This is a genomic window from Streptomyces sp. CB02056, from assembly GCF_001905545.1.
GTDB lineage: Bacteria > Actinomycetota > Actinomycetes > Streptomycetales > Streptomycetaceae > Kitasatospora.
Genome location: NZ_LIPD01000002.1, coordinates 684,829 through 706,847, shown reverse-complemented (window position 1 = coordinate 706,847; position 22,019 = coordinate 684,829). Strand labels below are relative to the sequence as shown.

Annotated in this window: 19 protein-coding genes; 2 read left to right on the top strand and 17 right to left on the bottom strand. The window is 73.4% G+C overall.

The annotated features are described in order from the left end of the window. Positions 1-110 precede the first annotated feature (110 nt). The 3 genes from AMK13_RS07100 to nsdA all read right to left on the bottom strand — a co-directional run bounded on the left by AMK13_RS07100 (position 111) and on the right by nsdA (position 3,616). Positions 111-449: a P-II family nitrogen regulator gene (locus AMK13_RS07100; RefSeq protein ID WP_049659191.1), complete on the bottom strand. Its 339-nt coding sequence runs from the start codon at positions 447-449 to the stop codon at positions 111-113. Beyond that, on the bottom strand, positions 446-1,873 hold the full coding sequence (locus tag AMK13_RS07095; protein ID WP_074001517.1) for an ammonium transporter: 1,428 nt from the start codon (positions 1,871-1,873) through the stop codon (positions 446-448). The genes AMK13_RS07100 and AMK13_RS07095 overlap by 4 nt, the downstream gene beginning before the upstream one ends. A gap of 288 nt (positions 1,874-2,161) precedes the next feature. Then, positions 2,162-3,616, bottom strand: coding sequence for a transcriptional repressor NsdA (nsdA, locus tag AMK13_RS07090; protein WP_198959323.1), 1,455 nt, complete (start codon positions 3,614-3,616; stop codon positions 2,162-2,164). Between the two features lie 629 nt (positions 3,617-4,245). On the opposite strand from nsdA, the gene AMK13_RS07085 reads away from it, so the two are divergent. Then, positions 4,246-4,935, top strand: a complete 690-nt coding sequence (locus AMK13_RS07085; protein WP_074001515.1) for a bifunctional DNA primase/polymerase — start codon at positions 4,246-4,248, stop codon at positions 4,933-4,935. A gap of 89 nt (positions 4,936-5,024) precedes the next feature. Here AMK13_RS07085 and ftsY read toward each other — a convergent pair whose 3' ends face one another. From ftsY to AMK13_RS07060, 5 genes are all read right to left on the bottom strand, one after another. Beyond that, a complete protein-coding gene (gene ftsY / locus AMK13_RS07080) occupies positions 5,025-6,251 on the bottom strand; it encodes a signal recognition particle-docking protein FtsY (protein ID WP_074001514.1) in 1,227 nt (408 codons plus the stop codon). Between the two features lie 47 nt (positions 6,252-6,298). Then, positions 6,299-9,895, bottom strand: coding sequence for a chromosome segregation protein SMC (smc, locus tag AMK13_RS07075; RefSeq protein WP_074001513.1), 3,597 nt, complete (start codon positions 9,893-9,895; stop codon positions 6,299-6,301). Positions 9,896-10,049: 154 nt separating this feature from the next. Next, positions 10,050-10,253 (bottom strand): hypothetical protein, encoded by a 204-nt coding sequence (locus AMK13_RS07070; protein ID WP_045702518.1) that lies wholly within the window; start codon positions 10,251-10,253, stop codon positions 10,050-10,052. A 424-nt stretch (positions 10,254-10,677) separates the two neighbouring features. After that, positions 10,678-10,977: an acylphosphatase gene (locus AMK13_RS07065; protein WP_049653395.1), complete on the bottom strand. Its 300-nt coding sequence runs from the start codon at positions 10,975-10,977 to the stop codon at positions 10,678-10,680. Positions 10,978-11,114: 137 nt separating this feature from the next. Beyond that, entirely contained in the window at positions 11,115-12,467 is a 1,353-nt protein-coding gene (locus AMK13_RS07060) for a hypothetical protein (RefSeq protein ID WP_074001512.1), read from the bottom strand. Between the two features lie 319 nt (positions 12,468-12,786). Between AMK13_RS07060 and AMK13_RS07055 the strand changes: the two genes are divergently transcribed. Continuing rightward, positions 12,787-13,707 (top strand): hypothetical protein, encoded by a 921-nt coding sequence (locus tag AMK13_RS07055; protein ID WP_049653392.1) that lies wholly within the window; start codon positions 12,787-12,789, stop codon positions 13,705-13,707. Positions 13,708-13,713: 6 nt separating this feature from the next. On the opposite strand, the gene mutM is transcribed toward AMK13_RS07055, so the two are convergent. The 9 genes from mutM to recG form a co-directional block, all read right to left on the bottom strand. Next, a complete protein-coding gene (gene mutM, locus AMK13_RS07050) occupies positions 13,714-14,592 on the bottom strand; it encodes a bifunctional DNA-formamidopyrimidine glycosylase/DNA-(apurinic or apyrimidinic site) lyase (protein ID WP_049653390.1) in 879 nt (292 codons plus the stop codon). A gap of 54 nt (positions 14,593-14,646) precedes the next feature. After that, on the bottom strand, positions 14,647-15,438 hold the full coding sequence (gene rnc / locus AMK13_RS07045) for a ribonuclease III (RefSeq protein WP_049653387.1): 792 nt from the start codon (positions 15,436-15,438) through the stop codon (positions 14,647-14,649). A gap of 20 nt (positions 15,439-15,458) precedes the next feature. After that, positions 15,459-15,632: a 50S ribosomal protein L32 gene (gene rpmF / locus AMK13_RS07040; protein WP_030056747.1), complete on the bottom strand. Its 174-nt coding sequence runs from the start codon at positions 15,630-15,632 to the stop codon at positions 15,459-15,461. A 2-nt stretch (positions 15,633-15,634) separates the two neighbouring features. Then, positions 15,635-16,279, bottom strand: a complete 645-nt coding sequence (locus AMK13_RS07035; RefSeq protein WP_049653386.1) for a YceD family protein — start codon at positions 16,277-16,279, stop codon at positions 15,635-15,637. Positions 16,280-16,453: 174 nt separating this feature from the next. Beyond that, positions 16,454-17,674, bottom strand: coding sequence for an ATP synthase F0 subunit B (locus tag AMK13_RS07030; RefSeq protein WP_049653383.1), 1,221 nt, complete (start codon positions 17,672-17,674; stop codon positions 16,454-16,456). 187 nt (positions 17,675-17,861) lie between these two features. After that, on the bottom strand, positions 17,862-18,353 hold the full coding sequence (gene coaD, locus AMK13_RS07025) for a pantetheine-phosphate adenylyltransferase (RefSeq protein WP_049653382.1): 492 nt from the start codon (positions 18,351-18,353) through the stop codon (positions 17,862-17,864). Positions 18,354-18,402: 49 nt separating this feature from the next. Continuing rightward, positions 18,403-18,987 (bottom strand): 16S rRNA (guanine(966)-N(2))-methyltransferase RsmD, encoded by a 585-nt coding sequence (rsmD, locus tag AMK13_RS07020; protein WP_049653380.1) that lies wholly within the window; start codon positions 18,985-18,987, stop codon positions 18,403-18,405. Positions 18,988-19,132: 145 nt separating this feature from the next. Next, positions 19,133-19,666 (bottom strand): hypothetical protein, encoded by a 534-nt coding sequence (locus AMK13_RS07015; RefSeq protein WP_049653379.1) that lies wholly within the window; start codon positions 19,664-19,666, stop codon positions 19,133-19,135. A 115-nt stretch (positions 19,667-19,781) separates the two neighbouring features. Continuing rightward, complete coding sequence (recG, locus tag AMK13_RS07010; RefSeq protein WP_074001511.1) at positions 19,782-22,001, bottom strand: ATP-dependent DNA helicase RecG; 2,220 nt, start codon at positions 21,999-22,001, stop codon at positions 19,782-19,784. Positions 22,002-22,019: the final 18 nt, after the last annotated feature.

Here is a 22,019-nt window from a genome sequence, read left to right as displayed (position 1 = left end):
AACGCCGGAACGGAAACGCCGGAACGGAAACGCCGATACGGCGCCGGGCGGACCCGCACCCTCCCGGGTGAACGGGCCCGCCGTCCGGCGCGGGGCGACCGGCCGCCGGGCTACAGGGCGTCCGGGCCGCGCTCGCCGGTGCGGACCCGTACGGCGGTGTCGACTGGCACGCTCCACACCTTGCCGTCGCCGATCTTCCCGGTCCGGGCGGCCTTCACCAGGACGTCGATCAGGTCCTCGGCGTCCTCGTCCTCGACCAGGACCTCGATCCTGACCTTCGGTACCAGGTCCACGGTGTACTCGGCCCCCCGGTACACCTCGGTGTGGCCGCGCTGGCGGCCGTAGCCGCTGGCCTCGGTGACGGTGAGGCCGTGCACCCCGAAGGCCTGGAGGGCGGACTTCACCTCGTCCAGTCGGTACGGCTTGATCACGGCGGTGATGAGCTTCATCGGGCGTCGACCTCGGTCCTCTTCTCGGCGGGCTGCGCGGCGGGCTTGGCGGCACCGGGTTCCGCGACGCCGGTCCGTTCGCCGGTCCGTTCGGTGGACCGTCCGGCGGACCGCTCGGCGGCGGACGTCGCGGCAGCGGCGGCCAGGCCCGGCAGGGCCCGGGCCAGCCCCGCCCCCACGGCGGTGAAATCGTAGGCGGACTCGGCGTGTTCGGCCTGGTCGATGCCGGCCGTCTCGACCTCGCCGGAGACCCGGAAGCCGACCAGCCGGTCGACCGCCTTGGCCAGCAGCCAGGACAGCACGAAGGAGTACGCCGCGACCACCGCCACGCCCATCGCCTGCTTGCCCAGCTGGCCGATCCCACCCCCGTAGAACAGGCCCTTGACGCCCTGGCCGACCCCGCCGGTGGCGAACAGGCCGACCAGCAGCGAGCCCACCGCCCCGCCGACCGCGTGCACGCCCACCACGTCGAGCGAGTCGTCGAAGCCCCAGCGGTACTTGAGCGAGACGGCGGCACAGCAGACCGCGCCCGCGACCAGTCCGATCGCCACCGCGCCGAGCGGGCTGACCGAGCCGCAGGCCGGGGTGATCGCGACCAGTCCGGCCACCGCGCCGGAGGCGGCGCCCAGCGTGGTGAAGGCGCCGTGCCTGAACCGCTCGTAGACCAGCCAGCCGACCAGCGCCGCGCCGGTGGCGACCTGGGTGTTCACCATGGCCATCGCGGCCACGCCGTTGGCGGCCAGCGCCGAGCCCGCGTTGAAGCCGAACCAGCCGAACCAGAGCAGCCCGGAGCCGAGCATCACCAGCGGCAGGCTGTGCGGGCGCATCGGGTCCTTCTCGAAGCCGATCCGCTTGCCCAGCACCAGGCAGAGCGCGAGGCCGGCGACGCCCGCGTTGATGTGCACGGCCGTCCCGCCGGCGAAGTCGATCACGCCGTTGCGGTCGCCCAGCCAGCCGCCGTGGCCGCCGTCGAAGAAGAACACCCAGTGCGCGACCGGGAAGTAGACGACCGTCACCCAGAGCGCGATGAACAGGCCCCAGGCGGCGAATCTCGCCCGGTCCGCGACGGCGCCGCTGATCAGCGCCGGGGTGATGACCGCGAACATCAGCTGGAACAGCGCGAAGGCGGTGACCGGGATGGAGCCGGTCAGCTCGTCGAGGCCTAGGCCGCGCATCCCGAGGTGGTCCAGGTTGCCGATCAGGCCGGCGAAGGAGTCGGACCCGAAGCTGAGCGAGTAGCCGTAGAGGACCCACAGCACGCTGACGATGCCGAGCGAGAGGAAGCTCATCGCCAGCATGTTCAGCGTGCTCTTGGCCCTGACCATGCCCCCGTAGAAGAAGGCCAGCCCTGGGGTCATCAGCATGACCAGGGCCGCACTGATGAGTACGAAGGCGGTGTCGCCCGCGCTGAAGCCGTCCGGCATCGGCGTCTCCTCTGCGTCCAGGCCGATCCGCACCCGGGGACCCGTCCCGTGGTGCCACCCGGGGTGTCGGCGTTGAGGAGGAGCGTGCCGAAGGCTGGTTTCGGCCGGTGCGGCCGGTTGTTTCACCGCGGTGACGCGTGCGACGCGCGGGTTACGGCTGCGTGAACCGCGGCCGCCGCGGCCCGGCCGGGCCGGGCCGTCGGCTGCCGGACATGCCACCGACCGTGACGGCGGCGGCCGCCACGGTCGGTGGAGCTTTTCCTTCGGACGGCCCTGGCGGGCCCCCGGTCAGACCACCGAGACGAACTCCGGGATGTCCTGGACCACCCGCTCCTTGAGCCGGCTCACCGCGTCCACGCCCTTGAACCGGGCCGACGCGGCCTCCGTGGTCTTGCGGACCCGGGAGTTCAGCCGCTCCGAGCGCACCTTGGTGGCGATGTCCACCGCCTGCTCGGCCATCACCACCGCCTGCTCGGCCTCCTTCTGCAGCAGGTGGACGCTGGCCATGCCGATCAGGTTGAAGGCGTACGAGCGCACGTGGTCGGCGTCCTGGCGGAACAGGTCGACCGCGGTCTCCATCACCGGCGCGGAGAGCGAGGCGTACAGCTCGGCGTTGTCCGAGTGGTACGCGAGGTCGCGGAAGGAGTGGGCGTTCTCGGCGTTCAGCTCGGCGGGCGAGAAGAACTTCAGCCAGTCCGGGTCCTGGTCCCCGTCCCGGATGTCGGTGAAGGTGTCCTCGGCCAGCCGGATCGCCCGGGCGCAGCGGTTGACCTCGCCGATGGTGGCGTAGGCGCGCGCCTCCATCGCGTACAGCAGGGACTGCTGGCGCGGGGTGGCGGCGTCGCGGCTGCCGTACTGGGCCAGGTGGATGAGTTCCAGGGCGTCCTCGCCCCGGTTGAGGTGGATCATCTGGCGGCTCATGTCGGTGAGGATCAGCGCGCCGAACGGGCGGTCGCCGGCCTCCTTGGCCGCGTGCAGGGCGAGCACGTAGTACTTCTGCGCGCTCGGGTGCATCCCGACGTCGTACGACATCCACCCGGCCAGGTGGGCGAGTTCGGCGGTGAGCCGGAACAGCCGCTTGGTGGTGTCCTCGCTGTACGTCTCCTGGAGCAGGTCGGTGACCTCGTGCAGCTGGCCGACGACGGCCTTGCGGCGCAGCCCGCCGCCGTTCTGGGCGTCCCACTGCCGGAACACGACCGTGGTCTGCTCCAGCAGTTCGAGCTCGGGCTCGGAGAGCCGGCCGGTGAAGGCCTCGCCGCCGTTGGCCGCGGTGAGGATCGGGGTGGGGACGCCGCTCGGGCCGGGGGCGAGCCAGCGCTGCATCGGCTCGATCAGCGCGGCGCCCGCGGTCAGCGCGAGTGAGGTGCCGAGGAAGCCCCGGCGGTTGAGCATGAGGTCGCTGCGGGAGTAGTCGCTGATCAGCTGGACGGTCTGCTGACCGCTCCACGGCAGGTCGACGCCGCCGCCCACGGTGGAGACCGGGATCGCGGCGCGCAGGCCGAGGTCCTCGATGGAGACCACCGAGCCGAACCGCTCGGAGAAGAGTTCCGACATGATCTTGGGGATCGGCTCGCGGGGCTGCTCGCCGTCGAGCCAGCGGCGCACCCGGGAGGTGTCGGTGGACACGTGGTGGGCGCCGATCTGCCGGGCCTTGCGGTTGACCTGGCGGGCCAACTCGCCCTTGGACCAGCCACTGCGGGCGAACCACGTGGTCAGCTTCTCATTCGGTTGCTTCTCTGCCATGGGTAACGTCCCCATCCCGCCCGGCCCCTACCGGGGCCCCCGATCGTGACCGCCCGACGGTTGCGGGCTCTTGCCAGACGTGCCGTGCCTGAGGTGCCGCGGCGCCGCCGTACCGCAGCGCCCTCGCACTGGTGTGCCATCGTTGCGGACGATCCGTCAGATTCCCAACTCCCGTTGCCCGACGGCCCGGGACAGACTCCTCGACGACATCCGCACGCTGAACGTAATGCCCCGTGAGGGGCCCGTGGGAGCGCCCCTGGCGAAACGCCACCTTTCGCCACCCCCAGGAGTGAACCGAAGCCCGGGGGCACACGCTTCACTTAGGGAGTCCCGACGGCCCGGCATATGCGGGCCGCCAAGTCCCCCGGCCCATCCCGGAGGACCCGGCGGAACCCGCAACCCACCGCAGCCACAGGCGAGTTCACCGTCCACTCGGGACGGCGACAGCCCCACGAACACGACGATCCGGCATCGGCGCCGCCCCCACAAGGCGGCGCCCGAGGCGCACCGCCGGAACAGGCGCACACCACGCGCTGCGCGCCGCCACCGCACTACGCACCACACGGCTGACAATCGACACACAGTCACCGTCCCGTAACCATCGGCAACAAGAACCTGTTGGGGGAGGCATGGACAACCTGTTCGGCGAACTTCGACTGGGGCACCTGCGGCTGGCACCGCTGGGCGCGCGCCGCCGCACCAAGGTCACCGCGTCCCAGGCCGCCGCGGAGTACACCGGCCGCTGGGGCTGGGCGGTCGTCACCGGCGATCCGGAGACCGGCACCCCGGTCGCCGGCGCCACCGCCCCGCCCCGCTGTCCCTGCGGCTCCCCCCGCTGCGCCGCGCCCGGCCTGCACCCCGTGCGGGGCGGCGGCCGGGCCCGCGCCGCCCGCACCGAGGGCGCGGTGCTGTTCCCCACCGGCCGCGCCTTCGACGTCCTGGACGTCCCCGAGCAGGCCGGCCTCCAGGCCCTGGTCCGGCTGGAGCGGATGGGCACCCAGGTGGGCCCGGTGCTCGCGCCCCCCACCGGCCGGCTCCAGTTCCTGGTCGCCGCCGGCACCGCCCGGCGCCTGCCCGACCTGCTGTACCGGATGGGCTGGGACGACGCCGCGCTCGACCTGGTCTGCCACGGCGAGGGCGGCCACGTCGCCGCCCCGCCCACCGTCCTCGGCGGCCTCGGCCCGGTCCGCTGGCTGCGCCGCCCCACCCGCGACAACGCGGGCTGCCCGCCGGAGGCCCGGCTGCTGCTCGGCACCCTCGCCTACGCCTGCCACCGCGGCCGCGAGCGCACCGCCGAGCCGGCCTGGATGGCCTCCTGACCGCCCCGCCCCGGCACGCGGAAGGGCCCGCCCCCTGGAGGGGGCGGGCCCTTCGTGCGCTTCCCTGATCGAACGCTTCGCGGAGGCTGTCAGTCGCCGATCAGCGCGTCCACGAACGCCCCCGGCTCGAACGGGGCCAGGTCGTCCGCGCCCTCGCCCAGGCCGATCAGCTTGACCGGCACGCCCAGCTCGCGCTGGACCGCGACCACGATGCCGCCCTTGGCGGTGCCGTCCAGCTTGGTCAGCACGATGCCGGTGATGTCGACCACCTCGGCGAACACCCGGGCCTGGATCAGGCCGTTCTGGCCGGTGGTGGCGTCCAGCACCAGCAGCACCTCGTCCACCGGGCCGTGCTTCTCGACGACCCGCTTGACCTTGCCCAGCTCGTCCATCAGGCCGGTCTTGGTGTGCAGGCGGCCGGCGGTGTCGATCAGCACGGTGTCCGCGCCCTCGGCGATGCCCTCCTTGACCGCGTCGAAGGCGATCGAGGCCGGGTCCCCGCCCTCCGGGCCGCGCACGGTGCGCGCGCCCACCCGCTCGCCCCAGGTCTGGAGCTGGTCGGCGGCGGCGGCGCGGAAGGTGTCGGCGGCGCCGAGCACCACCGTACGGCCGTCGGCGACCAGGACGCGGGCCAGCTTGCCGGTCGTGGTGGTCTTGCCGACGCCGTTGACGCCGACCACCAGGACCACCGCCGGGCCCTCCTCGTGCTTGGTGGAGCGCACGGCACGGTCGGAGTCCTTGCCGACCAGCTCGACCAGCTCCTCGCGCAGCAGCGCGCGCAGCTCGTCGGGGGTGCGGGTGCCGAGCACCTTCACCCGGGTGCGCAGCCGCTCGACCAGCTCCTGGGTGGGGGCGACGCCGACGTCCGCGGTGAGCAGCGTCTCCTCGATCTCCTCCCAGGTGTCCTCGTCCAGGTGCTCGCGGGAGAGCAGCGAGAGCAGGCCCTTGCCGAGCGAGTTCTGCGAGCGGGAGAGCCGCGAGCGCAGCCGGACCAGCCGGCCGGCGGTGGGCTCGGGCACCTCGATGGCCGGGGCCGCCTCAGCGGCCTCGACGACCTCGACCTCGGTGGCCTCGGCCTCGGCGGGCGCCTCGGCCTCCGGGAGTTGCACCTCCTCGACGGTGCGGCGGGGCGCCTCGGTCGGCGGCGCGGCCTCCTCGCCGACCTGGGGCTCCTGCGGGGTGGGCTTCGGCGCCGTGATGACCGGCGCCTGCGACTTCGGGGGCAGCTGCTGGCGTCGTCTGCCGGAAACGACGAGGCCGGCGATCGCGCCGATGGCGACCACGGCGATGACTACGGCAAGGATCACGTATTCCATATCCGCTCCAGTATCCGCGACCGGAGCCCGGATGGACCGCAGCCGCCCTACACCGATGCGGTGCGTACGGCCCGCGGCCGGCGCTCCCGGTGCTCTTCGCGCAGCCGCTGGCTGATCACCTGCGAGATGCCGTCGCCCTTCATGGTCACGCCGTAGAGGGCGTCGGCCGACTCCATGGTGAGCTTCTGGTGGGTGATCACGATCAGCTGGGAGCTCTCCCGCAGCTCCTCCATGATCCCGATCAGCCGGCGCAGGTTGGTCTCGTCCAGCGCCGCCTCCACCTCGTCCATCACGTAGAACGGGCTGGGCCGGGCCTTGAAGATCGCGACCAGCAGCGCCACCGCGGTCAGCGAGCGCTCGCCACCGGACAGCAGCGACAGCCGCTTGACCTTCTTGCCCGGCGGCCGGGCCTCGACCTCGACCCCGGTGGCGAGCATGTTCTCCGGGTCGGTCAGCACCAGCCGGCCCTCCCCGCCCGGGAAGAGCCGGGCGAAGACGCCCTCGAACTGGGCGGCGGTGTCGTGGTACGCCGAGGTGAACAGCTGCTCGACCCGCTGGTCCACCTCCCGGACGATGTCCAGCAGGTCGCGCCGGCTGCGCTTGAGGTCGTCCAGCTGCTCGCCGAGGAACCGGTGGCGCTCCTCCAGCGCGGCGAACTCCTCCAGCGCCAGCGGGTTGACCTTGCCGAGCTGCTGGTACGCCTTCTCGGCCGCCCGCAGCCGCTTCTCCTGCTCGGCCCGGACGTACGGGTACGGCTCGCCCGGTTCCGCCCCCTCCTCGGGCGCGGACGGCGGGACGGGCTGGTCCGGCCCGTACGAGGCGAGCAGCTCGCCGCCGTCGATGCCGAACTCCTCCAGCGCGCGGGCCTCCAGCTGCTCGATCCGCAGCCGCTTCTCGGCCCGCAGCACCTCGTCCCGGTGCCCGGCGTCGACCAGCTTGTCCAGCTCCTCCTTGAGCCCGCGGCCGTGCTCCCGGTGCTCGCGCAGCTCGTGCTCGCGCTCGGCCCGCGCCTGTTCGACGGCCGCCCGCCCGGCGTCCGCGCGGGCCAGCGACACCTCCAGGCAGGCCAGCAGCTGCCGGGCGCCCGCCGCGACGGCGTTCGCCACCGAGGCGTCGTGCTCGGCGCGCTGGCGGCGCTCGGCGGCCCGGGCGCGCGCCTCGCGCTCGGCGCGGGCGGCCCGGTCCAGCTGGTCGGCCCGGCCGGCCAGGGCGCGGACCCGCTCCTCGTGGGTGCGCACCGCGAGCCGGGCCTCCAGCTCGGCCTGCCGGGCGTCGCTCGCGGCCCCGGCCAGCCGCTGCTGTTCGGCGGCGTCCGGCTCGTCCTCCCCGGCCTGGGCCGACTCCTCGGCGGCGGCCAGGCGCCGCGCCAGCTCCTCGGCGCCGTCGAGCAGTTCGGCCAGCCCCTGCTCGGCGCGCGCGGCGGCGTCCGACAGCCGACCGGCCTCGCCCGCGGCGGCGCGGGCCTGCCCGCCGAGCCGGCCGAGCGCCCCGGCGACCTGGGCCCGCTCCTTCTCCTCCTGCCGCCTCCGCTCGGCGAGTTGCTCCACCTCGGCGGCCGACTCCCTTCGCTGCTCGGCGAGTCGGGCCAGCCGCTCGGCCGACTCGGCGCAGCGGACGGTGAGTTCGCCGATCGCCCGGGCCGCCTCGTCCACCGCGGCCTGGGTCTCCAGCAGGCTCGGCGCGCCGCCGGAGCCGCCCTGGGCGAAGCCGGCGCCGAGCCGGTCCCCGTCGGCGGTGACGGCGCACAGCGCGGGGTGCCCGGCGACCAGCCGCAGCGCCCGGTCGAGGTCCGCAACCACCGCCACCCCGGCCAGCAGCCGCCGGACCGCGCCGAGCAACTCGGCCGGGCCGTCGACCAGTTCGGCCGCCCAGCGGGCCCCGTCCGGCAGCTCCCCCGCCGACCCGGCCGCCTCGGCGGAGCCGGCGGTACCGGCGATCAGCAGCGCGGCCCGGCCGGCGTCCTCGGCCCGCAGCAGCCGCAGGGCCCCGGCGGCGGTGGACGGCGAGTCGACGGCCACCGCGTCGGCCGCCGCACCGAGCGCCGCCGCGAGCGGCACCTCGTACCCCGGCTCGATCCGCAGCAGCGCGGCCGCCGGGCCGAGCAGCCCGCCCAGCCGCTCCCCCGCGTCCAGCAGCGCGCCGGTGCCGTCCTTGCGGCGCAGGCCGAGGGAGAGCGCCTCGTGCCGTGCGGTCAGCCCGGCCCGCTCGCGCTCGGCGGCGGCGGACGCCTCCCGGGCCGCGGCCAGCTCCCCTTCCACCGCGGCGAGGTGCTCGCGCGCCCGCCGGTACCGGGCCTCGGCCTGCTCGTCCTCCCCGGCCAGGCCGTCCACCTGCCGCTGGAGTTCGTCCAGCTCGCCCCGGGCGGCCTCGGCGCGCAGCAGCGCCTCGTCCCTGGCCTCGGCGAGCCGACCGATCTCGGCCTGCGCGGCAGCGGCCCTGGACCGGGCGGCGGCGGCCTGGCCCTGCAGCCTGGCCAGGCCCTCCCGGCGGTCGGCGATGGCCCGGGCGGCGTCCCGCAGCCGGCGCTCCTCGGCGGCCAGCTCCCGCTCCAGTCCGTCCCTGCGCTCGACCGCCTCGGCCAGCGCGTACCGCGCCTCCTCCAGCGCCTCGGTCAGCGCGGCCTCCTCCTCGCGGACCCGCGCGGCCTCCCGTTCCGTGTCCTCCGGGTCGCGCCCGCGCCGCTCCTCGCCCCGGCCCCCGGCGGCGTGCCGGGCGCGGGCCTCGGCCAGCCCGACGGTGCCGCGGGTGCGCTCGGCGAGCGCGGAGAGCCGGTACCAGGTCTGCCGGGCGGTCTCCAGTCCGGGGCCGAGCTGCTCGACCTGCGCCTCCAGGACGCGTTCGCGCTGCACCGCCCGGGCCAGCTCCTGCTCGACGGTGGTGCGGCGCAGCCGCAGCGCCAGTTCGTCCGCGACCTCGGCCTCGACGGCCCGGCGGAGCGCGCACAGGTCGTCGGCGAGCAGCCGCAGCCGGGCGTCGCGCAGGTCGGCCTGGATGCCGGCGGCCCGGCGGGCGATCCGGGCCTGCCGGCCGAGCGGTCCGAGCTGGCGGCGCAGTTCGGCCACCAGGTCCTGGACCCGGTTGAGGTTGGCCTGCATCGCGTCCAGCTTCCGCAGCGCCTTCTCCTTGCGCTTGCGGTGCTTGAGGACGCCGGCCGCCTCCTCGATGAAGGCGCGCCGGCCCATCGGGTCGGCGTGCAGCACGGAGTCCAGCTGGCCCTGCCCGACGATGACGTGCATCTCGCGGCCGATGCCGGAGTCGGAGAGCAGCTCCTGGATGTCCAGCAGGCGGCAGGTCTCACCGTTGAGGGCGTACTCGCTGCCGCCGTTGCGGAACATGGTCCGGGTGATGGTCACCTCGGAGTAGTCGATCGGCAGGGCGCCGTCGGTGTTGTCGATGGTGAGGCTGACCTCGGCCCGGCCGAGCGGGGCGCGCCCGCTGGTCCCGGCGAAGATGACGTCCTCCATCTTGCCGCCGCGCAGCGACTTGGCGCCCTGCTCGCCCATCACCCAGGACAGCGCGTCGACCACGTTCGACTTGCCGGAGCCGTTCGGGCCGACGACGCAGGTGATGCCGGGCTCGAAGCGCAGGGTGGTGCTGGAGGCGAAGGACTTGAACCCGCGCAGCGTCAGACTCTTCAGGTGCACGCGGCCGGTCCCCTCTATCGCTCAGACGGGAACCGACTGTATCCGGAGCCGGACACGACGAAGGGACGCCACATCAGGGCGTCCCTTGCAAGCTGCGTCCCTTTCGGGGCGGCTCGGTGCGCAACGGCGTCGATCTGCGAGGACTGGGCGGGACTCAGGTGAGAGCCGGCTCCCGCTGATCCAGATCGATGCTGTTGAGCAGCGAGTGCTCGTCAGCGACAGCGGTGAGAGCGTCGTTCTCAGCCTGCATCCGAAGGAGCTCCGCTTCAAGGTCCTGGACGCGCTGCTGAAGCCGTCGCATCTCGGAGAGCATTCGCGGGTCGGGGCCGCCGACGTACCCGAGAAGCGCCTTTGCCATGATGAATGGTCCTCCACGCTGAGTGACCGAACCGGAACGGTACAGGTCTAGGGGGAAGGGGGACGCACGCGCGGCGCGTCACCGGAAGTGCTGGCTGGGCACTGCGGCACAACCACCGTGAGCTGGGCTCACGGGGGCATGCGCCTACCGGGAGAACGCGGTCGTGTGCGCGGGCTTCCAGCGTCTCACCAAAGACGGAAAGGGTCAACACGATCACCGCACGCTACCGCGCCCCTGTCACCTGCCCGGCGGTGTCATCACGCCTGGGGGGCTTCGGGACGGGTCCACCGCGTGCTCGTGGATCATCGTTCGATGCGGAGTCAACCACGAGTCTGCCCGGATGGCAACCTCGTGACACCGCCGGTTCCGGATCTTTTCCCGGGAGCCCGCGCGGAGCACCGCCGGCGGCCCGGCCCGGCGCGGCTCAGCGGATCTCGAAACCCTCGTAGCCAGGGCCGACGGCCGTCCAGATCTCGGTGACCCCGCTGACGTTCCCCGGGGTCCCCGGGCCGCGCAGCCGGGCCAGCAGCTGCTCGCAGTCGGCCGCGAGCCCCTCGGCCACCACCTGCACCCGGCCGTCGCCGAGGTTGCTGGCGTAGCCGCTCAGTCCGATCTCCAGCGCCCGTGCCCTGGTCCACCAGCGGAACCCGACCTGCTGGACCTTCCCCCGGACCCAGGCGGTCACCCGGACCGGTTCCTCACTGTGGGCGTCGCGACCGTGCATGCCCCGACCCTAGCCGTCCGCGCTCCCGGTCACAGCTCGGCCCCGGCCCGCCTCCGCGGACGACGCCCCCGCGCGAACGGGAGCGGCCCCGCCGGAGAACCGGCGGGGCCGCGGGAGCGTGCGGTCGGTCGAGCGGGTTACCAGTCCCCGCCGCCGAAGTCGCCGCCGCCGCCACCGAAGTCGCCACCGCCGCCGAACCCGCCGAAGTCGCCGCCGTTGAAGTCGCCGCCGGTGAAGTCACCGCCCTCGTGCTGGTCCTGGTAGCCGTGGCCGCCGTCCATCATCGGCGCGGCCGCGTAGGCCGGGGAGCTCATCATCGAGCCGAGCATGGTGCCGACCAGCAGGCCCGGCAGCAGGCCGCCGCCACCGAAGCCGCCGAAGTAGCCGCCCGCCCAGGGCGCGTACGCCGGGCCGGCGTTCCAGTACGGCTGCGGGCCGTGCTCGGTGTCGACCGTGCGGATCGCCGGGTCGAGGCCGGCCGCGAGCCGGTCCGCGTCGGCCTGGCAGACCGGGACGGTGCGCGCGGCGCCGCCGGCCGGAGTCCAGTCCACGTCCTTGACGGACGGGCCGTGCCGCGGGTCCATGAAGCACGGGGGACGGCGCTCGGGCAGCGGCTTCTTCTCCCGCCGGGCGGCCAGGGTGGCCAGCGAGAAGCGGCCGTCCTCGATCGCCTCGGTGACCTGCTTGACGTCCTCGGGCTTCTTCGCCTCGTCCATCAGCCGCTTGGACTTCTCGTACGAGTCCAGGGCGTGGCTGTAGTCGGTGCGCTGGGCGTCGTCCGCGTCGGCCGCGGCCGGGCTGAAGTCGAGCCGCTCCAGCTCCACGCCGAAGGCGGTGATGTCCTCGTCCACCACCCGGCGCAGCTGCTCCAGCTCGGCCCGGGCCTGCGCCTCCTTGCGCTGCTTGGCGCGGCGGAACAGGAGGAAGACGCCGGCGCCGGCCAGCGCGACCAGCACCACCGGGATGACCACCCAGGCGATCGAGGTGCTGTGGTTGACCCCGGTGCCCTTGGTCTGCGGGGCGGCCTGGTCGACGAAGTCGTTCAGGGTGGCGTCGATGTCGCCGTTGTGGGAGCGGAAGGCCGCGCCGGAGATCCGCTCCGGGACGCCGGCGGCGAGCGCGCCGCGGTCGGCGCGGGCGGTGAACTGGTCACCGCGCCAGACCGCGTAGACGCCGTCGACGCCGACCGTGGTGCGGAGGTCCTTGAAGACCGTCGCCTTGGCGAAGGCCGGCGAGTCGGGGACGACCGCGACGAAGATCGGCTTGTCGGCCTTGTCGATCTTCTTGGTCAGGGCGTCGGCCTGGGCCTGGCTGAAGCGGCTGGTCATGGCCGGGTCGACGTAGACCTGGCCCTTCTTCAGGGCGGCGGTGGCGTCGCTCAGGCCGCCGGCCGCCGAGGCCGCGGGTGCCAGCAGGAGCAGCAGCCCGAGCAGCGCCGCCACCAGGGCTAGCGGCCCGGCGCCCCGGGAACGTCGTGCAAGGGTTCTCATGCCCCCGACGCTACCGTGACCGGCCCCTGAGCACGCCATACCCTTCGCATACTGGTACTGACAAGACTCCCCGCCGACCGCCGGGGCCGCCCCCTCCTCGGGGATGATGTTTCCCCCGGTCACCCCTGAGTCGGGGCCCGCGCGGGAACCGCGGGAGGCCGCCGAACGTACGTCCCGGCAGGCCCGGCCCCGCTCCGGGGCACTCCGGGGGGCGTGCCGACCGTACCGTGCGGGCGGGCATAGTGGTCCCGGACCACCGGTCCCATTGCCCTTTCTTTACCCAGACCGTTCTCGACCCACCTCCCGATCGGAGTTCTCGGTGATCATCGGCCTCGTCACCGCCGTGGCGGCATCCGCCTGCTACGGCACCGGCTCGGTCCTCCAGGCTGTCGGATCCCGCCGCTCCGCCCGGGAGGAGGCGGCCAAGGGCGCCACCAGCTCGACCACCGAGCACGGCGGCCCGAGCCTGTCCTCGACCGCGAAGGCCGCCGTCACCTGGGAGTTCATCCTCGGCACGGTGCTCGACCTGATCGGCTTCGGGCTCGGCGCGCTGGCCGCCCGGCTGCTGCCGCTGTTCCTCTCCCAGACCATCATCAGCGCCAACCTGGTGATCACCGCGGTGCTCAGCATCAAGCTGCTGGGCATCCGGCTCAAGCAGCTGGAGTGGGCCTCGATCGCCGTGCTCTGCTCGGCGCTGGTGCTGCTGGCCGTCTCGGCCGGGCCGGAGGGCGGCCACCACACCGCGATGGCCTTCCACTGGTGGCTGCTGATCGTCACCACCGTGCTGCTGGTCGGCGGCAGCCTGCTGGTGCGGCGGATGGGCGCCAACGGCGCGATCGTCGCCGGTCTGCTCTCCGGCCTCGGCTTCGGCGCCCTGGGCGTCGGGGTGCGCATCCTCAACGGCATCGAGCCGTTCGCGCTCGGCGAGCTGCTCTCCGACCCGGCGCTGTACGCGGTCCTGGTCGGCGGCATCGGCGGCATGTACATCCACACCGTGGCGCTCCAGATCGGCTCGGTGAACGGCGCGACCGCCGCGCTGGTGGTCGGCGAGACCGTGCTGCCCGGCGCGGTCGGCGTGCTCTGGCTCGGCGACTCCTCCAAGGCCGGTCTGGGCTGGCTCGGCGTGATCGGCTTCCTGCTGGCGGTGGTCGCCGCGGTCGGGGTCGCCTACTTCGGCCAGGACACCCACGGCACGCCCGGGGAACCGGCCGCCGACGAACCCGAACTCGCCCGGAAGTAGCCCGCCTCAGCCCTCGCTGCGGGCGCGCGGCACGCGCTGGCAGCGGGGGCAGAAGTAGCTGGAGCGGTTCATCCAGGCCGCCCGCCGGATCGGGGTGCCGCAGCGGCGGCAGGGCTCCTGCTCGCGGCCGTAGGCGTCGAGGTCCCGGGAGAAGTAGCCGCTCTCGCCGTTCACGTTGACGTAGAGGCTGTCGAAGCTGGTGCCGCCGACGGCGAGCGCCGCGCTCATCACGTCCCGGGCGTTGGCCAGCAGCAGCAGGGCCTGCGGGCGGGTGAGCGTCGCGGTCGGGCGGTCGTAGTGCAGCCTGGAGCGCCACAGCGCCTCGTCGGCGTAGATGTTGCCGACGCCGCTGATCAGGGTCTGGTCGAGCAGGGCGCGCTTGACGGTGGTCCGCTTGGCGCGCAGCGCGGCCACGAAGGCGGCGTCGTCGAAGCGCGCGTCGAGCGGGTCGCGGGCGATGTGCGCGATCGAGACCGGGGTGCCCTCCGGGTCCCCGTCCTCGGCCTCCTCGACCGCCAGGCCGCCGAAGGTCCGCTGGTCGACGAAGCGCAGTTCGCGCCCGCCGTCGGCGAAGCGCAGCCGGACCCGCAGGTGGGTCTCGTCGGGTACGGACGGGTCCTGGACGAGGAGTTGGCCGCTCATCCCGAGGTGGCCGATCAGCGAGAACCCCGCCCCGGTGCCGGCCAGCGGCACCCACAGGTACTTGCCGCGCCGCTGCGCGGTGCCGAGGGTGGTGCCGGTCAGCCGGGCGGTGAAGTCCGCCGCGCCGGCCGGCTGGCGGCGCACCGCGCGCGGGTGCAGCACCTGGACGTCGGCGACCGTCCGTCCGGCCACCCAGGTGGCCAGACCACGGCGGACGACCTCGACCTCGGGAAGTTCGGGCACGGCAACACGCCTCCTGCTCGGTACGGATCAGCAGGAGTGAAGGCTACTGCGGGATCACGCGCCGGCGGGCAGCCGGTCGGCGTACTTCTCCTTGATCGCGCGCCAGGCACTCTCGGCGGCCTTCTGCTCGGCTTCCTTCTTCGAGCGGCCGACGCCGCTGCCGAAGTCCTCGCCGGCCACCCGGGCCGCCGCGGTGAAGGTCTTCTCGTGGTCCGGACCGGACTCCATGACCACGTACTCCGGCACTCCGATGCCCACCGAGGCGGTGAGCTCCTGGAGGCTGGTCTTCCAGTCCAGGCCGGCGCCGAGCTGAGAGGACTCCTCGATCAGCGGGTCGAACAGCCGGTGGACGAACTCGGTGGCCGCGTCCAGTCCCTGGTCCAGGTAGATGGCGCCGATCACGGCCTCGACGGTGTCGGCGAGGATCGACGACTTGTCGCGGCCGCCGGTACCCTCCTCGCCCTTGCCGAGGCGGATGAACGTGCCGAGCTCCAGGCCGCGGCCGACATCCGCGAGCGCGCGGGAGTTGACCACCGCGGCGCGCAGCTTGGCGAGCGTGCCCTCCGGGACGTCCGGGTGGACGCGGTAGAGGGTATCGGTCACCACGAGGCCCAGCACCGAGTCGCCGAGGAACTCCAGGCGCTCGTTGGTGGGCAGCCCACCGTTCTCGTACGCGTACGAGCGGTGGGTCAGGGCACGTACCAGAAGGGCGCGCTCGAGCGTGTACCCGAGGCGCCCTTCCAGAACGTCGTATTCGGTCGAAGCCGGCCCGCCGGCCTTGCCGCCGCCCGAAGAGGAACCCTTCGGGGCGATGGTCGCCTTGCGGGTGGAGTTACCGTCCGACATCGATCCGTACACCCCGCCGATCAGACCGAGAGGACCTGGCGACGGTTGTACGTGCCGCAGCTCGGGCACGCGATGTGGCCCAGCTTCGGCTCGTGGCAGCGGTCGCACGCCACGAGGGCCGGAACAACGGCCTTCCAGTTGGACCGACGGTGGCGCGTGTTGCTGCGCGACATCTTCCGCTTCGGAACAGCCACGGCTACTTCTCCTGGTTCTCGGCGAGACCCTCACGGGTGTCGCTGTTCTTAGATCCGTCACCCTCGTCGCCGGGGGCGGCGGAGAGTCCCTGCAGAGCCGCCCACCGGGGGTCGGCGGCATCGTGGTGGTGCGCCGGGTCGTCGCTCAGGCGCGCTCCGCATTCGGAGCACAGGCCCAGGCAGTCTTCCTGGCACACCGGCTGCAGCGGCAGTGCGAGCACCACCGCGTCACGCAGCACCGGCCGGAGGTCGAAGAAGTCGCCCTCCAGACGGTAAGTCTCTTCTTCCGAGTCCTCGTCGAGGTCCTCGGTCCCGGTGGTCCGGGCGCGGTGGCGCTCGTCGGACTCCGGGTAGTAGTACAGCTCCTGGAAGTCCACGTCGATGTCGAACTCGACGGGCTCCAGGCAGCGGACGCACTCGCCCTCGACGCCCGCCTCGGCCGTGCCGGTGACCAGCACGCCCTCGACCACGGACTCCAGGCGGAGGTCCAGCTCGATCGGGCTCTTCTCCGGCACGCCGATCACGTCGATGATCCCGAAGCCCTCGGGGGCCTCCAGGGTCCGGCTCACCTTGCGCATCGAGCCCGGGCGACGACCGAGCTCGTGCGTGTCGAACACGAGGGGGTCGCGGTGGTCGAGGCGGTTCACGGTGTCCTGACTTCCATGGGGGGTTCTTCGATTGCGTCTCCGTCCGGTCGGCGTTGCGCGGGCAAGCCAACAGCCGGACATGGAGAGGCCGGAGTGGTCAGACTACCGGAGTCTCCCGTCAGGCCCAACTTCGGTCCCGTCAGGAGACTCCCGCACCGTCGCGGCGGGGCCGGTTCAGCGGCCGCCGAGCTCCCGCAGCCTGGTCATGTCGATCATGCTGGTGTCGAAGAAGCTGGTCTCGTCCAGCCCCTGGCCCTGGGCCTGTCCGTGGCCCTGCGCCTGTCCGTGGCCCTGGGCCTGCCCGTGCCCCTGCTGCTGGTGCGGCACGGCCGGCGGGAGGGCGGGCTGCTGGGGGTAGGCGTAGTCGTCGTACGGCTGCGCGGCGTAGCCCGGCTGCTGCTGGGGATAGCCGTAGCCCTCCTGCCGCTGGTCCGGGTAGCCCTGCTGCTGGTAGCCGCCCTGCTGCTGGCCCCACTGGGTGTTGTACGGGTCCCCCTGGCCGGCCGGGTCGTAGCCGCCGCCGTACACCTCGGCGTACTGCCCGCCGGGCTGCTGGGCCGCCGCGTACTGGTCGGTGCCGGGGGCCTGCCAGCCGGCCGCGGCCGGGGTTTGCTCCGGCCAGGTCTGCTGCTGCGGGACGTCCTCGCGGTACCAGGCGATGTCCCCGCCGTCGGGGTCGTGGGCGAAGCCTGCGGCCACGGCCTCGGCGCGCTCCTTGGCCTCCTGGGCCTGGTCGGCGGCGGCCAGGTAGGCGCCCAGCTCGTCGATGGGCCGCTTGCCGAGCAGCTTGTCCCGGCCCTTGCCGACCGCCTCCAGGGTGGCGCCGAGCACGTTCTCCAGGGTGGCGAGCTTCACATCGACGTACTCGTCGACCTCGGGGCTCGGGCTGATCCGCTGCGGGCGGAACTCCTCGCCGTCGCTCTCGCCCTCGGGCTCGGCCTCGAAGACGCTGGAGTCGCCGCGCAGCTTGGTGCGGCCGCGGCCGACGGCGCCGAGCGTCTTGGTGAGCACGACCTCGAAGTTGGCGAGCTTGCTGTCCACGTAGTCGTCGGCCTCGGCCAGCTTGGCGTCGACCTCGGCACGCGCCTCGGCGAGGATCCGGTCGGCCTGCGCCTGGGCCTGGCGGACCACCTCGGTGTCCGAGATCAGCGAGCCGCGCTCGGCGTGCGCGCCCTGGATGATCAGGTCCGCCTCGGCCTGGGCGCCGGCCACCACCTGCTCGTGGTCGGCCATCACCGACTGGGCCTGGGCGAGTTCGGCGGGCAGGGCCGACCTGAGGTCGTTGAGCAGGCCGATCAGCTCGGCCCGGTTCACCACGCAGGAGGCCGACATCGGCATCGAGCGGGCGTTCTCGACCGCCGCCACGATCTCGTCGACCTTGTTCTGCACGTCCACGGGGCTTCGTCTTTCCGTGTGCCGCCGACGGTCCGGCGGAGGCAGGCCCGATGCGGTGAACCTCACCGCGGGGCAGGGATACAGACTGTACGGCCACTGCCCAGCGGGGTCACAACGCCTGAGCCGAACCGGTCTCCGGGCAAACGGACATGACGTGACGAACCGGCAGGAACCGACAGGCAGTGGACTACTGCGCCGCCTTGCGCTCCGCGATCCGCTCGACCAGCCGGCCGTGCACCGTCTCCGGCAGCAGGTGCGAGACGTCGCCCCCGTACGAGGCGACCTCCTTGACCAGCGTCGAGGAGAGGAAGCTGTACGTCGGCGAGGTCGGCACGAACAGCGTCTCCACCCCGGTCAGCCCGTGGTTCATCTGGGCCATCTGGAGCTCGTAGTCGAAGTCGCTGACCGCGCGCAGGCCCTTGATGATCGCGGGGATGCCGCGCTCCCGGCAGTAGTCCACCAGCAGGCCGTGGTGCGACTCGACCACCACGTTCCCGAAGCCGGCGGTGACCTCCTCGATCAGGCCGATCCGCTCCTCGACGGTGAACATGCCCTGCTTGTTCCGGTTGATCAGGACCGCGACATGCACCACGTCGTACAGCTTCGAGGCCCGCTCGATGATGTCGAGGTGGCCGTTGGTGATCGGGTCGAACGAACCGGGACAGACGGCTCGGCGCATGGCGTGTGTGCTCCCTCGTGGGGTGACGGCTGCTGCGGGCCGCGGCCCGCTACTCCTGCTCGCCGGCCGCGGCGGCGGCGCGACCGTACCAGAGCGTGCCCTCGCCGTAACGGCGGGAGCGCAGCTCCTCGAAACCCTCGGGCCAGACGAACCCGCCGCCGCGGGTGCTGCGCTCCACGGTGACGAGCGTGTCCTCCGCGAGCCAGCCCCCGGCCAGGAGTGTGATCAGCATCTCGCGGACCTCCTCGTCGGTGACCGCGTACGGCGGGTCGAGGAAGACCAGGTCGTACGGGCTCTGCGGGGGCGGGCCGACGATCACCTTCTCCGCCTTGGCGGCCCGCACCTCGGCCCCCGGCAGGCCGATCGTCCGGACGTTCTCCCGGATCACCCGGGCCGCCTGGGCGTCCGCCTCGACCAGCAGGACGTGCTCGGCGCCGCGGGACAGCGCCTCCAGCCCGACCGCGCCGGATCCGCCGAACAGGTCCAGCATCCGGACCCCGTGCAGGGTGCCGCGCAGCGCCTCCAGGGTGGAGAACATCGCCTCACGGGCCTTGTCGGAGGTCGGGCGGGTGCCCCGGCCGGGCGGTACGGCCAGCCGGCGGCCGCCGGCCGCCCCGGCGATCACGCGGGTCATGGTGGTGGGAGGTCCTTTCGTCGCTGCCCGACCACGCTATCCCGATCACCGCACCGCGCTCACGCCGGACGGGCGCGCGCCCACGCCGGACGGCCGCGGCCCGGCGGGGAATCCCCCACCGGGCCGCGGCCGCGCACTCGGGTGGTCAGCTCGCCTCGGAGCCCGCCGACTGGGCCGGGACGCTCGCGCCGAGCAGGGCCGGCGAGGCGTAGCGGGACCAGGACAGGCAGCCGTCGGGCGGGCAGAACTCGGGGCGGCGCGGGTCGTGCCCGAGCTCGCGCAGCTTGGTCCGGACGGAGTCGGGGGTGCGGCCGAAGCGGGCGGCGATCCGGGCGACGGTCTCGCCGTCGTGGAAGCGCCGGACCAGCTCCTCCTCGTGCTGCGGCACCCAGGGGGCGCCGTGGCCGGGGTACAGCTCGCGCAGCACGTCGCGGTCGGGGATGGGCTCGGAGACGTCGGCGACGATCGCCAGCGCCCGCAGCGCGCGGTTGAGCGCGATCCGCAGCGAGGCGACGTCCTCGACCGGCAGGCGGAGCTTGCCCGAGGCGAGCGGTGCGGCGGCCGCCCCCTCGCGCCAGCCGGTCAGGGTGAGGGTGACCTCGCGGTCGTCGTCGCTGGCGAGTTCGATCCGGAAGACCTTGTCGCCCAGCGGGAGCTCGTTGAGATGACGGAATGCCATGGCTTGACCCCCAAGTGTCGTGCCAGGAACGCACCTTGGGGGTGCGCCCTGAACACCTTCATTCTCTCCCGGGGGTCTGACAATTCCGGGGCCGCGCGGCCCGTCCGGAGGCGGCTCAGCCCTTCTCCATGTAGGCCGCGCGGTCCTCGTCGAGCAGGCTCTCCAGCGCGGTGCGCAGCTCCGGGTGGGCGGCCAGGTCCGGGTCCTCGGCGACCAGCCGGGTGGCCTCGGTGCGGGCGGTGAGGATGACCTCCTCGTCCTCCAGCACCGAGAGCACCTTGAGCGAGGACTTCACCCCGGACTGGGCCTGGCCCAGCACGTCGCCCTCGCGGCGCTGTTCGAGGTCGATCCGGGACAGCTCGAAGCCGTCCAGGGTGCCCGCCACCGCGTCCAGCCGGGCCCGCGCGGCGCTGCCCGCGGGCATCTCGCTGACCAGCAGGCACAGGCCCGGCGCGCTGCCGCGGCCGACCCGGCCGCGCAGCTGGTGCAGCTGGGAGACGCCGAAGCGGTCGGCGTCCATGATGACCATCGCGGTGGAGTTGGGGACGTTGACGCCGACCTCGATCACCGTGGTGGCGACCAGCACGTCCACCTCGCCGGCCGTGAAGCGGCGCATCACCTCGTCCTTGGCCTCCGGCGCGAGCCGGCCGTGCAGGATCTCCACCCGCAGGCCGCTCAGCGGGCCCTTCGCCAGCTTCTCGGCCGTCTCCACCACCGAGAGCGGCGGCCGCCGTTCGTCGCTCTCCGCGCCCGCGTCGGCGACCTCCTCGAAGCCGTCCTCGGCGGCCTTGCGCTTCTTCCTCTTCGGGTCGGCCGCCGGCTCCTCGTCCCCGATCCGGGGGCAGACCACGTACGCCTGGTGGCCCTTGGCGACCTCCTCGCGGACCCGCTCCCAGGCCCGGGTGAGGAAGTTGGGCTTCTCCAGCGCCGGGACGACGTGGGTGGAGATCGGCGAGCGGCCGGCCGGCAGCTGGTCCAGGACGGAGGTCTCCAGGTCCCCGAAGACCGTCATCGCGACGGTGCGCGGGATCGGGGTGGCGGTCATCACCAGCAGGTGCGGCGGCTGCTCGCCCTTGGCCCGCAGCGCGTCCCGCTGCTCGACACCGAAGCGGTGCTGCTCGTCCACCACGACCAGGCCGAGGTCCTGGAACTGCACCTTGTCCTCGATCAGCGCATGGGTGCCGATGGCGATCCCGGCGTCCCCGCAGGCCATGTCGAGCAGCGCCTGGCGGCGGGCCGGGACGCCCATCGAGCCGGTCAGCAGCACCACCCGGGTGCCGAGGTCGGAGCCGCCGAGCATGCCGCCCTCGGCGAGGTCCCCCATCATCTCGACGACCGAGCGGTGGTGCTGCTGGGCGAGCACCTCGGTGGGCGCCAGCAGCACCGCCTGGCCGCCCGCGTCCACCACGGCGAGCATGGCGCGCAGCGCGACCAGGGTCTTGCCGGAGCCGACCTCGCCCTGGAGGAGGCGGTGCATCGGGTGGTCGGTGGCGAGGTCGGCGGCGATCTCGGCGGAGACCTTCCGCTGCCCCTCGGTGAGGGTGAACGGCAGCCGGGCGTCGAAGGCGTCCAGCAGGCCGCCCTCGCGGGCCGCGCGCGGCTTGGCGGGCAGGGCGGAGTCGGCGGCCCGGCGCTGCGCGAGGGCGACCTGGAGCACGAAGGCCTCGTCCCAGCGCAGCCGGCTCTGGGCGCGCTCGCGGTCGGCGTGGCCGCGCGGACGGTGGATCAGCTCCAGCGCCTCGGGCAGCGGGATCAGGTCGTGCCGCTCGCGCAGTTCGGCGGGCAGCGGTTCGCCGACGTCGCCGAGGTGCTTGGTGAGTGCCGTCTCGACGCAGATCGACAGCTTCCAGCTGGGCATCTGCGCGCTGGCGCCGTACACCGGGATGAGCCGGCCGGCGAACTGCCGCGCGGCGTCGGAGCCGGCGTCCTCGTCGAGCAGCTGGTAGTCCGGCGAGACCAGCTGGCGGGTCCGGTTGAAGACCCCGACCTTGCCCGCGAACAGGCCCTGGGCGCCGGCCCTGAGCTCCTTCTGCCGCCAGCCCTGGTTGAAGAAGACCAGCGAGAGCCGGCTGCGGCCGTCGGTGACGACCACCTCCAGCCGGTCGCCCTTGCGGCCGCGGAACGGGATCAGGGTGACCTTCTCGATCCGGGCCAGCACGGTGACGTGCTCGTCGACCTCCAGCTCGTCCAGGCTGGTGAGCTGGCCGCGCTCGACGTAGCGGCGCGGGTAGTGGTGCAGCAGGTCCCCGACCGTGCGCAGCTTGAGGCTGTCGGCGAGCACCTTCGCGGTGCGGTCGCCGACGAGCTTGGTCAGTGGTTCATCGAGAGCGCCCATCAGCGCCTTGTTTACACC

Excerpts from the sequence above, each read along its gene's own strand:
- AMK13_RS07100 (WP_049659191.1), bottom strand. The coding sequence starts at position 449 with ATGAAGCTCATCACCGCCGTGATCAAGCCGTACCGACTGGACGAGGTG.
- recG (WP_074001511.1), bottom strand. The coding sequence starts at position 22,001 with ATGGGCGCTCTCGATGAACCACTGACCAAGCTCGTCGGCGACCGCACC.
- coaD (WP_049653382.1), bottom strand. The coding sequence starts at position 18,353 with ATGCGCCGAGCCGTCTGTCCCGGTTCGTTCGACCCGATCACCAACGGC.
- ftsY (WP_074001514.1), bottom strand. The coding sequence starts at position 6,251 with ATGGAATACGTGATCCTTGCCGTAGTCATCGCCGTGGTCGCCATCGGC.
- nsdA (WP_198959323.1), bottom strand. The coding sequence starts at position 3,616 with ATGGCAGAGAAGCAACCGAATGAGAAGCTGACCACGTGGTTCGCCCGC.
- AMK13_RS07060 (WP_074001512.1), bottom strand. The coding sequence starts at position 12,467 with ATGAGAACCCTTGCACGACGTTCCCGGGGCGCCGGGCCGCTAGCCCTG.
- rsmD (WP_049653380.1), bottom strand. The coding sequence starts at position 18,987 with ATGACCCGCGTGATCGCCGGGGCGGCCGGCGGCCGCCGGCTGGCCGTA.
- AMK13_RS07085 (WP_074001515.1), top strand. The coding sequence starts at position 4,246 with ATGGACAACCTGTTCGGCGAACTTCGACTGGGGCACCTGCGGCTGGCA.
- AMK13_RS07065 (WP_049653395.1), bottom strand. The coding sequence starts at position 10,977 with ATGCACGGTCGCGACGCCCACAGTGAGGAACCGGTCCGGGTGACCGCC.
- AMK13_RS07070 (WP_045702518.1), bottom strand. The coding sequence starts at position 10,253 with ATGGCAAAGGCGCTTCTCGGGTACGTCGGCGGCCCCGACCCGCGAATG.
- AMK13_RS07015 (WP_049653379.1), bottom strand. The coding sequence starts at position 19,666 with ATGGCATTCCGTCATCTCAACGAGCTCCCGCTGGGCGACAAGGTCTTC.
- AMK13_RS07095 (WP_074001517.1), bottom strand. The coding sequence starts at position 1,873 with ATGCCGGACGGCTTCAGCGCGGGCGACACCGCCTTCGTACTCATCAGT.
- rnc (WP_049653387.1), bottom strand. The coding sequence starts at position 15,438 with ATGTCGGACGGTAACTCCACCCGCAAGGCGACCATCGCCCCGAAGGGT.